Here is a 14,173-nt window from a genome sequence, read left to right on the forward strand (position 1 = left end):
CTGTGACGACAGCACGGAGCCGCTGAAGCAGCCCGCCTGTCACTTCTCGTTCAGCGCGGCGAGCGCTCGCTCGCTGATCTCGTCGATCTCACCGACGGCGTCGATGGAGATGACCTTCTCCGCGTAGTAGCTCAGCAGCGGCGCGGTCTCGTTGCGGTACACCTGCTGGCGGTGCCGGATGACGTCTTCCTTGTCGTCCGTGCGCCCCCGTGCGAGCAGCCGCTCCACCACGACGTCCTCGTCGACCCGGAACTCCAGCACCGCGTCGAGCGAGTGGCCACCGACAGCGAGGAACTCACCCAGCTTGTCGGCCTGGGCGACGTTGCGGGGGAACCCGTCGAGCAGGAACCCGTCCGCGGCGTCGGACTCGGCCAAACGCTTGCGCACCATCTCGTTCGTGATGGAGTCCGGCACGAGAGCGCCCTCGTCGAGGATGCTCTGCACCTCCAGCCCGAGCTCGGTCTGGTTGCTGATGTGTGACCGGAAGAGGTCGCCCGTCGAGATGTGCGGCACGCCGAGCTTGCGGCTCAGAACTTCGGCCTGGGTGCCCTTGCCCGCACCGGGCGGGCCAACGAGAACGAGTCGCATCTAGCGGAGGAACCCTTCGTAATTGCGCTGCATGAGCTGGCTCTCGATCTGCTTCACGGTGTCGAGACCGACACCGACCATGATCAGAACCGCGGTGCCGCCGAACGGGAAGTTCTGGTTCTGACCGTCACCGGTCAGGTCCAGGAACAGGTTCGGCAGGATCGCCACGATGCCGAGGTAGAGCGAACCGGGAAGCGTGATGCGGCCCAGGACGAACTTGAGGTACTCGGCGGTGGGACGACCGGGACGGATGCCGGGGATGAACCCACCGAACTTCTTCATCTCGTCGGCACGCTCGTCCGGGTTGAACGTGATGCCCACGTAGAAGTACGTGAAGAAGACGATGAGCAGGAAGTACGTGGCGATGTGCACCCAGCTCGACTGCTTGACCAGGTAGGTCTGCACGAAGGTGGAGAACCAGTTCTGCTCGGTGGAGGAGCCCTGGGTCAGACGCACGATCAGGTCCGGCAGGTACAGCAGCGAAGAGGCGAAGATGACCGGGATGACGCCGGCCTGGTTCACCTTGAGAGGAAGGTACGTCGACGTACCGCCGTACATGCGGCGGCCGATCATGCGCTTGGCGTACTGCACCGGGATGCGACGCTGGGCCTGCTCGACGTAGATGACGCTCGCGATGATGATCAGAGCGGCGATCACCACGAGGGTGAACGTGAGGCCGCTCTTGTCGAGGATGTTCTTGCCCTCGGCGGGGATGCGGGCGGCGATACCGGTGAAGATCAGCAACGACATGCCATTGCCGATGCCCTTCTCGGTGATGAGCTCACCGAGCCACATGATGACCGAGGTACCGGCGGTCATGGTGATGACCAGCACGATCAGCGTGAAGATGCTGTCCTTGCCAGGAATGACGTCCTGGTCGCACTCACCGAAGAGCTGCCCGCGCACGGCCAGCGCCACGAGACCGGTCGACTGCAGGATGGCCAGACCGATCGTCAGGTAGCGCGTGTACTGCGTGAGCTTGCCCTGACCAGCCTGTCCTTCCTTCTTCAGCTGCTCGAACCGCGGAATCACCACGGTGAGGAGCTGGATGATGATGCTCGCGGTGATGTAGGGCATGATGCCCAGCGCGAACACGGACAGGTTGAGCAGAGCACCACCGCTGAACAGGTTGATCAGCGAGTAGATGTTCTGGCCTTCAAGCGCTTCAGCACACGCCCGCACGTTCTTGAAGGACACGCCCGGCGCGGGCATGGTCGCACCAAGCCGGTACACAATGATGATCCCGAGCGTAAACAGGATCTTTTTGCGTAGATCCGGCGTCGCGAGAGCCGAGCGGAATGCGCCGAGCACGCGAACCTCCTGAGCGTTGCCGACCCCCAGGGACCGGCACATGCGGTAGTTGGCAGGCCGAGTCAGGTAGCCACGACCAAGCAACCCGGAGGACATCCGGGTTCAGCCCGCGACTCTAACAGCCCTCCCCGACCAGGCCGTACCCAGTGGCCAATCACAGGTTCCAACTGGTTGATCTCTGACCGAACCACTAGGCCATCCGGGGTATCGCCGACGGCAAATCCGTGCTACGAGCAGCAGTTACGCCGTCCGCGAACGTCCACACACGCCCCAAAGTTCCCGCAAAAATCCCCGCAGAGCGAACCAGAACGGGGACCCAACCGAGACAGCAGTCGCACACCCAGAGGGCGAGCAGGTGCCCGGATCAACCGCGAAGCCGAAGGCGAGCCGTCTTTGGCAAACGAGCTGGGCGGTGGGGTCCCATCACGAGTCGCGCCATAGCTCTTGCTGCATGTCTGAGGGGGTGTCAACTCGACACGCTTTTCGTCGAGTTGACACCCCCTCAGACATGTGGCCCGCTCTTGGCTCGGCTCGTGATGGGACCCCACCGCCGACGCACCCTCGTACGCAACAGGCAGCCGCTCTAAGCAACAGGCGTGCCATCTACCCACTCATGGCGCTGGCCCCCATCTCAGATTGCCGGGGTCTGGGGCAGAGCCCCAGGGGAAGCACTCAACGCAACCAGGCCGCCCGCAAGGCGACCACCCACGGCACAGGGCGCCACCAAAGCAGAAGGGCCCCGAGGCGAAGCCTCGGGGCCCTTCACACGCGAGACGCGTCAGGAAGCCACGGTGGAAGACCCACCAGCAGCCGCCAACTTCTCCACAGCGGTCTTGGAGAACTTGTCAGCCGTGACATCCAGCTTGACGGAGACATCCCCGTCACCCAGCACCTTGACGAGCGAGCCCTTGCGGACCAGCCCGGCCAGCACCAGCGCGGGAACGTCGACCGAACCACCCTCGGGGAACGAGGCGGCGATCGAGGAAACGTTCACCACCTGGTACTCGGTGCGGAACGGGTTCTTGAAGCCCTTGAGCTTCGGGAGCCGCATGTGCAGCGGCATCTGGCCACCTTCGAAGCGCGGCGAGACGTTCTTGCGAGCGCCCGTGCCCTTCGTACCGCGGCCGGCGGTCTTGCCCTTGGAGCCTTCACCACGACCGACGCGGGTCTTGGCGGTCTTGGCGCCGGGGGCCGGACGCAGGTCGTGAATCTTGATGGTCACGACTGGACCTCCTCGACAACAACCAGGTGACGCACGGCGTTGATCAGGCCGAGCACCTGGGGGGTGTCCTCACGCACGACCGACTGACGGATCTTGCGCAGCCCGAGGGTGCGCATCGACTCGCGGTGGTTGTGCTTGGTACCGATGGTGCTGCGGACCTGGGTGATCTTCAGCTGAGCCATGATCAGACCCCCTGGCCCGCGCGGGCGCGGATCATGCCGGCGGGAGCGACGTCCTCGAGGGGCAGGCCACGACGGGCCGCGACCTCTTCCGGACGCTGCAGACCCTTGAGGGCCGCCACGGTCGCGTGCACGATGTTGATCGCGTTGTCGGAGCCGAGCGACTTCGACAGCACGTCGTGCACGCCGGCGCACTCGAGGACGGCGCGAACAGCGCCACCCGCGATGACACCGGTACCGGCCGAGGCCGGACGCAGCAGGACCACACCAGCGGCCTTCTCACCCTGGACCGGGTGGGGGATGGTGCCGGCGATGCGGGGAACGCGGAAGAAGTTCTTCTTCGCTTCCTCGACACCCTTGGCGATGGCCGCGGGAACTTCCTTGGCCTTGCCGTAACCGACGCCGACCATGCCGTCGCCGTCACCCACCACGACGAGCGCGGTGAAGCTGAAGCGACGACCACCCTTGACCACCTTGGAGACGCGGTTGATCGCAACCACGCGCTCGAGGTGGGGGGTCTTCTCCTGGGCCGCGCCGCCGCGGCCGCCGTCACGACGGTCGCGGCGCTCTCCGCGCTCGCCCCCGCCGCCTTCGCGACGCGTACGTCCTGGCATCAGGCGTCCCTCTCAATTCCAGAAATGATCATTGTCAGAACTCCAGCCCCGCCTCGCGAGCGGCATCCGCCAGAGCAGCGATCCGGCCGTGGTACGCGTTGCCGCCGCGGTCGAACACGACCGCCGTGACGCCGGCGTCCTTGGCGCGGGCCGCGGCCAGCTGGCCGACCTTGGCCGCACGGGCCTTCTTGTCGCCGTCCAGGGCACGGACGTCGGCTTCCATGGAGGAAGCGGACGCGATCGTGTGGCCCTTCAGGTCGTCGATGATCTGCACGGTGATGTGCTTCGACGAACGGTGCACGGCCAGGCGCGGACGCTCGGCGGTGCCGTTGACCTTCTTGCGGAGGCGGAAGTGGCGACGGGCCTTCGCAACACGACGCCTGGTGGAGATGTCCTTGCCCACCGGCTTGCGCTTCGTAACAGTCGACTCGCTCATGTCACTTACCCGTCTTTCCGACCTTGCGACGGATCTTCTCGCCCGAGTACCGGACGCCCTTACCCTTGTACGGGTCGGGCTTGCGCAGCTTGCGGATGTTGGCGGCAACCTCACCGACCAGCTGCTTGTCGATACCCGAGACGGAGAAACGGGTCGGGGTCTCGACCGCGAAGGTGATGCCCTGGGGGGCCTCGACCTTGACCGGGTGCGAGTAACCGAGCGCGAACTCGAGCTCAGAGCCCTTGAGCGCGACGCGGTAACCGACGCCGTGGATTTCCATCTTCTTTTCGTAGCCCTGGGTCACGCCGACGACCATGTTGTGCACGAGCGTGCGCGACAGGCCGTGGAGCGCGCGGTTCCGGCGCTCGTCGTTCGGGCGCTTGACCTCGAGAGTGCCGTCTTCGGCCTTCTCGACGATGATCGGCTCAGCGAGCGTCAGCGTCAGGAGACCCTTGGGGCCCTTGATGCTGACGTCCTGACCGGCGATGTTCACGTCGACCCCGGAGGGGACAATGATCGGCTGCTTACCGATGCGCGACATGTCTACTCCCCCTTACCAAACGTAGGCGAGGACTTCTCCGCCCACGCCTGCCTTGTTGGCCTGACGGTCGGTCATGAGACCGCCAGAGGTCGAAATGATCGCCACGCCGAGGCCACCGAGAACTCGGGGCAGGCCAGTGGACTTCGCGTACACGCGCAAACCGGGCTTGGACACGCGGCGGAGGCCGGCGATGCTGCGCTCACGGTTCGGGCCGTACTTCAGCTCGACGACCAAGTTCTTGGCCACCTCGCCGTCCTCGTCGCGGTACGAGGCGATGTAGCCCTCGCGCTTGAGGATCTCGGCGATGTTCGCCTTGATCTTGGAGTGCGGCATCACGACCTTGTCGTGGTAAGCCGAGTTCGCGTTCCGCAGACGAGTGAGCATGTCTGCGATGGGATCGGTCATCGTCATGGTGACCTGGTCAACCTTTCTCGCTGCGGTTCACCGGCTCAGGGTCCAGACCCGCCCTCCCCGTGAAGGGAGGGCAGGACGGTCGTGTGCGGGCCTACAGCGAAGTAATGAAGCTTGGAATTACCAGCTGGACTTGCTCACGCCAGGCAGCTCACCGCGGTGAGCCATCTCGCGCAGGCAGATCCGGCAGAGGCCGAACTTGCGGAACACCGCGTGGGGGCGGCCGCAACGCTGGCACCGGGTGTAACCCCGGACCTTGAACTTCGGCTTCTTCGCGGCCTTGTTGATCAACGCCTTCTTGGCCATCGAGTCAGTTCTCCTTGAACGGGAAGCCCAGGTGCTTCAGCAGCGCCCGGCCCTCCTCGTCGTTCGTGGCGGTGGTGACGACGGTGATGTCCATGCCGCGAGGCCGGTCGATAGCGTCCGGGTCGATCTCGTGGAACATCGACTGCTCGTTCAGACCGAACGTGTAGTTGCCGTTGCCGTCGAACTGCTTGCCCGAGAGGCCGCGGAAGTCGCGGATACGGGGCAGCGCGATCGTCAGCAGACGGTCGAGGAACTCCCACATGCGGTCGCCGCGCAGCGTGACGCGCGCACCGATCGGCATGCCTTCACGCAGCTTGAACTGCGCGATGGACTTGCGGGCCCGACGGACCTCGGGGCGCTGGCCGGTGATGATCGAGAGGTCCTTGACGGCACCCTCGATCAGCTTGCCGTCACGGGCGGCGTCGCCGACACCCATGTTGACGACGACCTTCACGACGCCCGGGATCTGCATCACGTTGGCGAAGTTGAACTGCTTGAGCAGCTCGCCCTTCACCTCGTCGCGGTAGCGCGTCTTGAGCCGCGGGATGATCTTCTCTGCGGTGGTCATGATCAGATGTCCTTCCCGTTACGACGGGAAATGCGGACCCGCTTGCCCTCGTCGTTCGTCCGGTAACCAACACGAGACGGCTTGCCGTCCGAGTCGACCACCATCACGTTGGAGACGTTGATCGGGGCTTCCTGGGTCACGATGCCACCAGACTGCGCGCCCCGCTGGGTCTGCGTGATCTTGGTGTGCTTCTTGATCCGGTTGACGCCCTCGACCAGGACCTTGCCGGTCTCCGGGTAGGCCTGGATGACCTTGCCCTTCGCGCCCTTGTCCTTGCCGGCGATAACGACGACAGTGTCGCCCTTCTTCACCTTCATGGTCAGAGCACCTCCGGAGCCAGCGAGATGATCTTCATGAACTTCTTGTCGCGCAGCTCACGGCCGACCGGGCCGAAGATGCGGGTACCGCGGGGCTCGTTGTCGTTCTTGATGAGCACGGCGGCGTTCTCGTCGAAGCGGATGTACGAGCCATCCGGACGACGACGCTCCTTGACGGTGCGGACGATGACGGCCTTGACGACGTCACCCTTCTTCACACCGGCACCGGGGATCGCGTCCTTGACGGTGGCGACGATGATGTCGCCGATGCCCGCGTAGCGGCGGCCAGAGCCACCGAGAACACGGATGCAAAGGATTTCCTTCGCACCAGTGTTGTCGGCGACACGAAGCCGCGACTCCTGCTGAATCACTTGACTTGCTCCTTGACCATTCCTGGCCCGCCGGATTTCCGACCCGACGGGCTCGGTCTGTCTAGATGCTTGATCCCTCTAGGGGACTACTTGGCCTTCTCGAGGATGGCGACGAGACGCCAGCGCTTGGTCGCCGACAGAGGCCGGGTCTCCATGAGCTGCACGCGGTCGCCGACGCCCGCCGCGTTCTCCTCGTCGTGCACCTTCACCTTGGTGGTGGAGCGCATGATCTTGGAGTAACGCGGGTGCTTCTTGCGGTCCTCGAGCGCCACGACGATCGTCTTGTCCATCTTGTCGGACACGACGAGGCCCTCGCGGACCTTGCGGTCGTTGCGCTTCTCGGTCTGAACTTCGTTGCTGTCGGTCATGCCGCACCCTCACCAGTGGAATCCGGCGTGACGGAGAGCCCGAGCTCCCGCTCCCGCATCACGGTGTAGATCCGGGCAATGTCATGCCGGACCGTGCGCAGACGCCGGTTGTTGTCGAGCTGGCCCGTGGCCATCTGGAAGCGAAGGTTGAACAGCTCTTCCTTCGATTCCTTCAGACGCAGCACGAGCTCTTCCTCGGTGAGCTCACGCAGCTCGGAAGCGGTGGTACCCGCTGCCATCAGAACTCACCACCCTCACGCGTAACGATGCGGCACTTCATCGGGAGCTTGTGGATCGCGCGGCGGAGCGCCTCGCGAGCGACCTGCTCGTTCGGGAACGCCATCTCGAAGAGGACGCGACCCGGCTTGACGTTGGCCACCCACCACTCCGGCGAACCCTTACCGGAACCCATGCGGGTCTCGGCCGGCTTCTTCGTCAGCGGACGGTCCGGGAAGATGTTGATCCAGACCTTGCCGCCACGACGGATGTGGCGCGTGATGGCGATACGAGCGGACTCGATCTGCCTGTTGGTGACGTACGCCGGCTCCAGAGCCTGGATGCCGAACTCACCGAAGGTGACCTTCGTGCCGCCCTTGGCAGCACCCGACCGCTTGGGGTGGTGCTGCTTGCGGTGCTTGACCCTACGAGGGATGAGCATGGCTCAGCTCTCCGTCTTCTCTGCAGAAGCCGGGGCCTCAGCCGACGCCGAAGCGTCAGCGGCGGCACGGCCGGCCTCGGTGCTCGTCGCGGTGGTGCCGCTGGCACCGGAGCGACGTGCACGGTTCGGACGCTCGTTGCGGTCACGGCGCGGAGCGCGGTCGGCCTGAGCCGGAGCCGCGTCGAGCGCGCGCTTCGCCGAGATGCCACCGACGATGTCGCCCTTGTAGATCCACACCTTCACGCCGATACGGCCGAACGTGGTGCGGGCCTCGAAGAAGCCGTAGTCGATGTTCGCGCGGAGCGTGTGCAGCGGCACGCGGCCGTCGCGGTAGTGCTCCGAGCGGGACATCTCGGCGCCGCCGAGGCGACCGCCGCACTGCACGCGGATGCCCTTGACCTGCGACGAACGCATGGCCGACTGAATGGCCTTGCGCATCGCGCGCCGGAAGGCGACGCGGTTGGACAGCTGCTCGGCGACACCCTGTGCCACGAGCTGCGCGTCCGACTCGGGGTTCTTGACCTCGAGGATGTTCAGCTGGACCTGCTTCTTGGTGAGCTTCTCCAGCTCACCGCGGATGCGGTCCGCCTCGGCACCACGACGGCCGATGACGATGCCCGGCCGGGCGGTGTGGATGTCGACGCGCACCCGGTCACGGGTCCGCTCGATCTCCACCTTGGAGATGCCGGCACGCTCCATGCCCTTGCTGAGCAGGCGGCGGATCTTGACGTCCTCCGCCACGTACTCGGCGTACTGCTTGTCGGCGTACCAGCGGGACTTCCAGTCGGTGGTGATCCCCAGCCGGAAGCCGTGCGGGTTGATCTTCTGGCCCACTACCGGGTTCCCTTCGCGCTGGTCTTCTTCGGACGCGACTCCACCTCAATGGTGATGTGCGACGTCCGCTTGCGAATCCGGTACGCGCGGCCCTGGGCACGCGGGCGGAAACGCTTGAGGGTCGGACCCTCGTCCACGTAGGCCACCGCCACCCAGAGGGTGGAGGGGTCCAGGGACTGGTTGTTCTCGGCGTTGGCCATGGCGCTGGCGAGCACCTTCGCGACCGGCTCAGAGGCGGCCTGGGGCGCGAACTGGAGCACGGCCAGGGCCTCGCTTGCGTTACGACCCTTGATGAGCTCGATGACGCGACGCACCTTCATGGGGGTGTCGCGAACGTAACGAGCCCGAGCCACGGCGCGCGGAAACTCCGCTGCCTCAGCGTCCTTACGGGCGTTCATCGCTGCTTTTCCCTTGCTCTTCTCAGTTCGACGCCTAGCGGCGACGAGACTTCCGGTCGTCCTTGATGTGGCCCTTGAAGGTGCGGGTCGGGGCGAACTCGCCCAACTTGTGCCCGACCATCGCCTCGGTCACGAACACCGGGACGTGCTTGCGACCGTCGTGCACCGCGATGGTGTGGCCGAGCATGTCCGGGATGATCGTGGACCGGCGGGACCACGTCTTGATGACGGTCTTCTTGCCCGCTTCGTTCTGAACGTCCACCTTCTTGAGCAGGTGGTCGTCGACGAAGGGACCCTTCTTAAGGCTGCGAGGCATCCTTCACTCCCTCCCTGCTCAGCGCTTCTTACCGGTGCGACGACGCCGGACGATGAGCTTGTCGCTTGGCTTACGGCGGCGGGTACGGCCTTCGGGCTTACCAGCCGGGTTGACCGGGTGGCGACCACCGGAGGTCTTACCTTCACCACCACCATGCGGGTGGTCAACGGGGTTCATGGCGACACCGCGGACGGTGGGCTTCTTGCCCTTCCACCGCATGCGGCCGGCCTTGCCCCAGTTGATGTTCTGGTGGTCCTTGTTGCCGACCTCGCCGAGCGTGGCGCGGCAGCGCACGTCCACGTTGCGGATTTCGCCCGAGGGCAACCGCAGCTGGGCGTACGGACCGTCCTTCGCCACGAGCTGGACCGAGGCACCAGCCGAGCGGGCCATCTTCGCGCCGCCGCCGGGGCGAAGCTCGATGGCGTGGATCACGGAACCGACCGGGATGTTGCGCAGCGGCAGGTTGTTACCCGGCTTGATGTCGGCCTTGGGGCCGTTCTCAACCGTGTCACCCTGCTTGAGCTTCTCCGGGGCGATGATGTAGCGCTTCTCGCCGTCTGCGTAGTGCAGAAGCGCGATGCGCGCGGTGCGGTTGGGGTCGTACTCGATGTGAGCGACCTTGGCCGGCACGCCGTCCTTGTCGTTGCGACGGAAGTCGATCAAGCGGTACGCCCGCTTGTGACCGCCACCCTTGTGACGAGTGGTGATCTTGCCCGACGCGTTGCGTCCACCCAGCTTGTGCAGCGGGCGGATCAGCGACTTCTCCGGAGTCGACCGAGTGATCTCGGCGAAGTCGGAGACGCTCGCACCGCGACGACCAGGCGTCGTCGGCTTGTACTTGCGAATGCCCATCTCTACGCAGTCCTCGTCATCAGGCGGCAGGGCCGCCGAAGATCTCGATCGACTTGCTGTCGGCAGACAGCGTGACGATCGCGCGCTTCGTGTCCTTGCGCTTGCCGAAACCGCTCTTGGTCCGCTTGCGCTTGCCCTGGCGGTTGATGGTGTTGACGCTGACGACCTTGACGCCGAAGACCTTCTCCACGGCAATCTTGATCTGGGTCTTGTTCGACCCCGGCGCCACCAAGAAGGTGTACTTGTTCTCCTCGAGGAGCCCGTAGGACTTCTCGGAGATCACCGGCGCGAGCAAGATGTCCCTGTGGTCGGGGATCACTTGGAACCCTCCTCGTCCACTACGACCGCCGTGGCCTCAGCCGAGCCAGAACCCTGCTGGGACTTGCTGGCGAGGAACACGTCGAGCGAGTCCTTGGTGAACACCACGTCGTCGTTGACGAGCACGTCGTAGGTGTTGAGCTGGTCGGGCGCGATCACGTGCACGTGCTGCAGGTTGCGCACGCTGACCCACGCGACCTCGTCGGTGCGGTTGAGCACCACGAGAACGCGACGAGCCTGGGTGACCGACTCCAGGACCTTGCGCGCGGTCTTGGTCGACGGGGTGTCCCCGTCCACCAGGCCGGACACGACGTGGACCTGGTTCGCGCGGGCCCGGTCGGAAAGGGCGCCACGCAGAGCGGCGGCCTTCATCTTCTTGGGCGTCCGCTGCGAGTAGTCACGCGGCTGCGGGCCGTGGACGACGCCACCGCCGACGAACTGCGGCGAACGCGTCGAACCCTGGCGGGCACGGCCGGTGCCCTTCTGGCGGTAAGGCTTCTTGCCACCGCCGGACACCTCGCCGCGGGTCTTCGTGGAGTGCGTGCCCTGGCGCGCGGCGGCCTGCTGGGCCACGACGACCTGGTGCAGCAGCGCCACGTTGGCCTGCGCGTCGAAGACGGAAGCCGGCAGCTCGACCGAGCCGGCGGACTTGCCGTCCGGGGTGCGGATCTCAACGGTCGACATCAGGCACCACCCTTCGCTGCAGTCCGGACGAACACCAGACCACCCTTGGGGCCGGGAACAGCGCCCTTGATGAGCAGCAGGCCGTTCTCGGCGTCGATCTTGTGCACCTTCAGGTTCTGGGTCGTGACGCGCTCGTGGCCCATGCGGCCAGCCATGCGCAGACCCTTGAAGACGCGACCAGGCGTGGCACAGCCACCGATGGAACCCGGCGAGCGGTGCTTGCGCTGGGTGCCGTGGCTGGAGCCGAGGCCCTTGAAGTTGTGGCGCTTCATGACACCTGCGGTGCCCTTGCCCTTGCTGGTGCCGGTGATGTCGACAACAGCGCCGGCCTCGAACACCTCAGCGGTGATCTCCTGGCCGACCGTGTACTCGCCGGCGTCCGCCGTGCGCAGCTCCGCCAGGTGGCGACGGGGCGTGACCCCGGCCTTGGCGAAGTGCCCCGCGACGGGCTTGTTGACCTTGCGCGGGTCAATCGCGCCGGCCGCCAGCTGGACGGCGGTGTAGCCGTCCTTCTCTTCGGTGCGTACCTGGGTCACGACATTGGGCTCAGCCTTGACGACGGTCACCGGGACGACCCGGTTGTTCTCGTCGAAGACCTGAGTCATGCCGAGCTTGGTGCCCAGGATGCCCTTCATCTGCCTGTCAGACATTGGTCCGTTACTCTCCGCGCCCAACGCTTACTGGATGTTGACGTCGACGCTGGCCGGCAGGTCGATGCGCATGAGCGCGTCAACCGTCTTCGGCGTCGGGTCGAGGATGTCGATCAGCCGCTTGTGCGTGCGCATCTCGAAGTGCTCGCGCGAGTCCTTGTACTTGTGCGGCGAGCGGATGACGCAGTACACGTTCTTCTCAGTGGGCAGCGGCACAGGCCCGACAACCCGAGCGCCGGTGCGCGTCACGGTCTCCACGATCTTGCGCGCAGACGCGTCGATCGCTTCGTGGTCGTAGGCCTTGAGCCGGATGCGGATCTTTTGTCCCGCCATAATGGCTTGCCGTTCCTCTGCTTCTCGTAACCGCTGCGGTGCGGTGCCTCGGATGAGGCCTTTTACAGCCTCTTGGCGCGCTCCGCCCCTGTTGAAGTGTCATGGTGCCCGGTCCACGCGGTCGGGCGTGTCGCGCCCGCTACGCATACCGGTCCCACTCAAGGTCTCCCCGGTGGGATTGGGCCTACCACACAGCCCATGCACCCTGATGCCCATCTCCGCAAGGAGGCGTTCACTAACAGGGCGCGGACGCTCGATCGAAGGACTCAGGCACGCACGAGTGCGACCCGTGCCTTCATCGAGCAACCCGTAAAGGATGCCACACGGGCGTGGGGCACTCCAAATCGGGGTGGGTGACTTGGATCCAGATCACGTGCGGATCTTGGCCGGTGAGCCACCGTGTCCGTCGCATGTGGAGCGACGGCCGCGCCGGTTCCATTGCCCGGCAACAGAACCGCGGCGGCGCTCTGTCACCCGCGCGCCTGCGCCAGCCCAACGTGAGCTGACGCACAATTCGCATCTGAACGACGAAAGCCGGGCCAACGAAGTCGTTGGCCCGGCTTCACGCCGAACTGGTGCAGCTAGATCACTTGAGGATCTTGGTGACCGAGCCGGCGCCGACGGTGCGGCCACCCTCGCGGATCGCGAAGCGGAGGCCCTCGTCCATGGCGATCGGCTGGATCAGCTTGACGTCCATACCGGTGGTGTCACCCGGCATGACCATCTCGGTGCCCTCGGGGAGCGTCACAACGCCGGTCACGTCCGTCGTCCGGAAGTAGAACTGGGGACGGTAGTTGTTGAAGAACGGCGTGTGGCGGCCACCCTCGTCCTTGGACAGGATGTAGACCTGCGCCGTGAACTCGGTGTGCGGGGTCGTGGTGCCCGGCTTGACGATGACCATGCCGCGCTCCACCTCCTCGCGCTTGATGCCACGGAGCAGCAGCGCGGCGTTGTCGCCGGCGCGGCCCTCGTCCAGGAACTTCTTGAACATCTCGATCGAGGTGACCGTCGTCTTCTTCGACGTCTCCTTGATACCGACGATCTCGATTTCCGAGTTCACGTTGATGATGCCGCGCTCGATACGACCGGTCACCACGGTGCCGCGGCCGGTGATCGTGAAGACGTCCTCGACGGGCATGAGGAACGGCTTCTCGGTGTCGCGCTCCGGCTCCGGGATCGCCGAGTCAACGGCGGCCATGAGCTCGAGCACGGACTTGCCCCAGGTCTCGTCGCCCTCCAGCGCCTTCAGCGCCGAAACGCGCACGACCGGCAGGTCGTCGCCCGGGAACTCGTACTCGGAGAGCAGCTCGCGGACCTCGAGCTCGACGAGCTCCAGGATCTCCTCGTCGTCCACCATGTCGGCCTTGTTCAGGGCGACGACGATGTAGGGGACGCCGACCTGGCGGGCCAGGAGGACGTGCTCCTTCGTCTGCGGCATGGGACCGTCGGTCGCCGCCACAACGAGGATGGCGCCGTCCATCTGCGCCGCACCGGTGATCATGTTCTTGATGTAGTCGGCGTGCCCGGGGCAGTCGACGTGCGCGTAGTGACGGTTCTCCGTCTGGTACTCGATGTGCGCGATCGAGATCGTGATGCCGCGCTGCTTCTCTTCCGGCGCCTTGTCGATCTGGTCGAACGCGAACGAGGCGTTGACGTCGGGGAACGCGTCGTGCAGAACCTTGGAGATCGCCGCGGTCAGCGTGGTCTTGCCATGGTCGATGTGACCGATGGTGCCGATGTTGACGTGCGGCTTCGTCCGCTCGAACTTCGCCTTGGCCACTGGATTGTCCTCCTGGACTTCTTTTTTGCTGGTCCGGCGGGCATCTGTGGCCACCCGCCGGACTTACACGTCAGGGTCTGAAAGTAGCGGACCCCAGGGATTCACCCCCGGAGAGCCC

The 14,173-nt window shown here is 65.4% G+C and carries 24 protein-coding genes; all 24 read right to left on the minus strand.

What is annotated here, in order from left to right:
- Positions 1-39 precede the first annotated feature (39 nt).
- On the minus strand, positions 40-588 hold the full coding sequence (locus tag PV646_RS07540; RefSeq protein WP_090074342.1) for an adenylate kinase: 549 nt from the start codon (positions 586-588) through the stop codon (positions 40-42).
- On the minus strand, positions 589-1,899 hold the full coding sequence (secY, locus tag PV646_RS07545; protein ID WP_500340745.1) for a preprotein translocase subunit SecY: 1,311 nt from the start codon (positions 1,897-1,899) through the stop codon (positions 589-591).
- A gap of 778 nt (positions 1,900-2,677) precedes the next feature.
- On the minus strand, positions 2,678-3,121 hold the full coding sequence (gene rplO / locus PV646_RS07550) for a 50S ribosomal protein L15 (protein WP_030478314.1): 444 nt from the start codon (positions 3,119-3,121) through the stop codon (positions 2,678-2,680).
- A complete protein-coding gene (gene rpmD / locus PV646_RS07555; RefSeq protein WP_090094710.1) occupies positions 3,118-3,303 on the minus strand; it encodes a 50S ribosomal protein L30 in 186 nt (61 codons plus the stop codon). Before rpmD ends, rplO begins: the two co-directional genes overlap by 4 nt.
- Positions 3,304-3,305: 2 nt before the next feature.
- Positions 3,306-3,914, minus strand: a complete 609-nt coding sequence (gene rpsE / locus PV646_RS07560) for a 30S ribosomal protein S5 (protein ID WP_030473451.1) — start codon at positions 3,912-3,914, stop codon at positions 3,306-3,308.
- Positions 3,915-3,948: 34 nt separating this feature from the next.
- Positions 3,949-4,350 carry a 50S ribosomal protein L18 gene (gene rplR, locus PV646_RS07565; protein WP_090015388.1) on the minus strand — a complete coding sequence of 134 codons (402 nt, stop codon included), beginning with the start codon at positions 4,348-4,350 and terminating at the stop codon, positions 3,949-3,951.
- A 1-nt stretch (position 4,351) separates the two neighbouring features.
- Entirely contained in the window at positions 4,352-4,891 is a 540-nt protein-coding gene (gene rplF, locus PV646_RS07570; protein WP_500340746.1) for a 50S ribosomal protein L6, read from the minus strand.
- 12 nt (positions 4,892-4,903) lie between these two features.
- A complete protein-coding gene (gene rpsH / locus PV646_RS07575; RefSeq protein ID WP_030478309.1) occupies positions 4,904-5,302 on the minus strand; it encodes a 30S ribosomal protein S8 in 399 nt (132 codons plus the stop codon).
- A 120-nt stretch (positions 5,303-5,422) separates the two neighbouring features.
- Positions 5,423-5,608 (minus strand): type Z 30S ribosomal protein S14, encoded by a 186-nt coding sequence (locus tag PV646_RS07580; protein WP_030473455.1) that lies wholly within the window; start codon positions 5,606-5,608, stop codon positions 5,423-5,425.
- Between the two features lie 4 nt (positions 5,609-5,612).
- Positions 5,613-6,182 carry a 50S ribosomal protein L5 gene (gene rplE, locus PV646_RS07585; RefSeq protein ID WP_500342317.1) on the minus strand — a complete coding sequence of 190 codons (570 nt, stop codon included), beginning with the start codon at positions 6,180-6,182 and terminating at the stop codon, positions 5,613-5,615.
- Positions 6,179-6,493, minus strand: a complete 315-nt coding sequence (rplX, locus tag PV646_RS07590) for a 50S ribosomal protein L24 (protein WP_189160162.1) — start codon at positions 6,491-6,493, stop codon at positions 6,179-6,181. The genes rplE and rplX overlap by 4 nt, the downstream gene beginning before the upstream one ends.
- Before the next feature lie 2 nt (positions 6,494-6,495).
- Positions 6,496-6,864, minus strand: coding sequence for a 50S ribosomal protein L14 (gene rplN, locus PV646_RS07595; RefSeq protein WP_030478306.1), 369 nt, complete (start codon positions 6,862-6,864; stop codon positions 6,496-6,498).
- Positions 6,865-6,950: 86 nt separating this feature from the next.
- The gene (rpsQ, locus tag PV646_RS07600) at positions 6,951-7,232 is read right to left on the minus strand and encodes a 30S ribosomal protein S17 (RefSeq protein ID WP_500340747.1); all 282 of its coding nucleotides are present in this window, start codon (positions 7,230-7,232) and stop codon (positions 6,951-6,953) included.
- Positions 7,229-7,471: a 50S ribosomal protein L29 gene (gene rpmC, locus PV646_RS07605; RefSeq protein WP_030478304.1), complete on the minus strand. Its 243-nt coding sequence runs from the start codon at positions 7,469-7,471 to the stop codon at positions 7,229-7,231. The genes rpsQ and rpmC overlap by 4 nt, the downstream gene beginning before the upstream one ends.
- Positions 7,471-7,890 (minus strand): 50S ribosomal protein L16, encoded by a 420-nt coding sequence (rplP, locus tag PV646_RS07610; RefSeq protein WP_089915289.1) that lies wholly within the window; start codon positions 7,888-7,890, stop codon positions 7,471-7,473. The genes rpmC and rplP overlap by 1 nt, the downstream gene beginning before the upstream one ends.
- A 3-nt stretch (positions 7,891-7,893) precedes the next feature.
- A complete protein-coding gene (rpsC, locus tag PV646_RS07615; RefSeq protein WP_500340748.1) occupies positions 7,894-8,724 on the minus strand; it encodes a 30S ribosomal protein S3 in 831 nt (276 codons plus the stop codon).
- Positions 8,724-9,122, minus strand: coding sequence for a 50S ribosomal protein L22 (rplV, locus tag PV646_RS07620; RefSeq protein ID WP_500340749.1), 399 nt, complete (start codon positions 9,120-9,122; stop codon positions 8,724-8,726). Before rplV ends, rpsC begins: the two co-directional genes overlap by 1 nt.
- 34 nt (positions 9,123-9,156) lie before the next feature.
- On the minus strand, positions 9,157-9,438 hold the full coding sequence (rpsS, locus tag PV646_RS07625; protein WP_030478300.1) for a 30S ribosomal protein S19: 282 nt from the start codon (positions 9,436-9,438) through the stop codon (positions 9,157-9,159).
- Between the two features lie 18 nt (positions 9,439-9,456).
- Positions 9,457-10,290 (minus strand): 50S ribosomal protein L2, encoded by an 834-nt coding sequence (gene rplB, locus PV646_RS07630; RefSeq protein ID WP_030478299.1) that lies wholly within the window; start codon positions 10,288-10,290, stop codon positions 9,457-9,459.
- Between the two features lie 19 nt (positions 10,291-10,309).
- Entirely contained in the window at positions 10,310-10,609 is a 300-nt protein-coding gene (gene rplW / locus PV646_RS07635) for a 50S ribosomal protein L23 (protein ID WP_090065868.1), read from the minus strand.
- Positions 10,606-11,292 carry a 50S ribosomal protein L4 gene (gene rplD / locus PV646_RS07640; protein WP_500340750.1) on the minus strand — a complete coding sequence of 229 codons (687 nt, stop codon included), beginning with the start codon at positions 11,290-11,292 and terminating at the stop codon, positions 10,606-10,608. Before rplD ends, rplW begins: the two co-directional genes overlap by 4 nt.
- Entirely contained in the window at positions 11,292-11,942 is a 651-nt protein-coding gene (gene rplC, locus PV646_RS07645; protein WP_189160158.1) for a 50S ribosomal protein L3, read from the minus strand. Before rplC ends, rplD begins: the two co-directional genes overlap by 1 nt.
- A gap of 27 nt (positions 11,943-11,969) precedes the next feature.
- Complete coding sequence (rpsJ, locus tag PV646_RS07650) at positions 11,970-12,275, minus strand: 30S ribosomal protein S10 (RefSeq protein ID WP_003938093.1); 306 nt, start codon at positions 12,273-12,275, stop codon at positions 11,970-11,972.
- 586 nt (positions 12,276-12,861) lie between these two features.
- Positions 12,862-14,055 (minus strand): elongation factor Tu, encoded by a 1,194-nt coding sequence (gene tuf, locus PV646_RS07655; RefSeq protein ID WP_030478295.1) that lies wholly within the window; start codon positions 14,053-14,055, stop codon positions 12,862-12,864.
- Between the last annotated feature and the right edge of the window lie 118 nt (positions 14,056-14,173).

The organism is Streptomyces sp. ID05-26A, from assembly GCF_033794685.1.
In the GTDB taxonomy this organism is placed as follows: Bacteria; Actinomycetota; Actinomycetes; order Mycobacteriales; family Pseudonocardiaceae; genus Lentzea.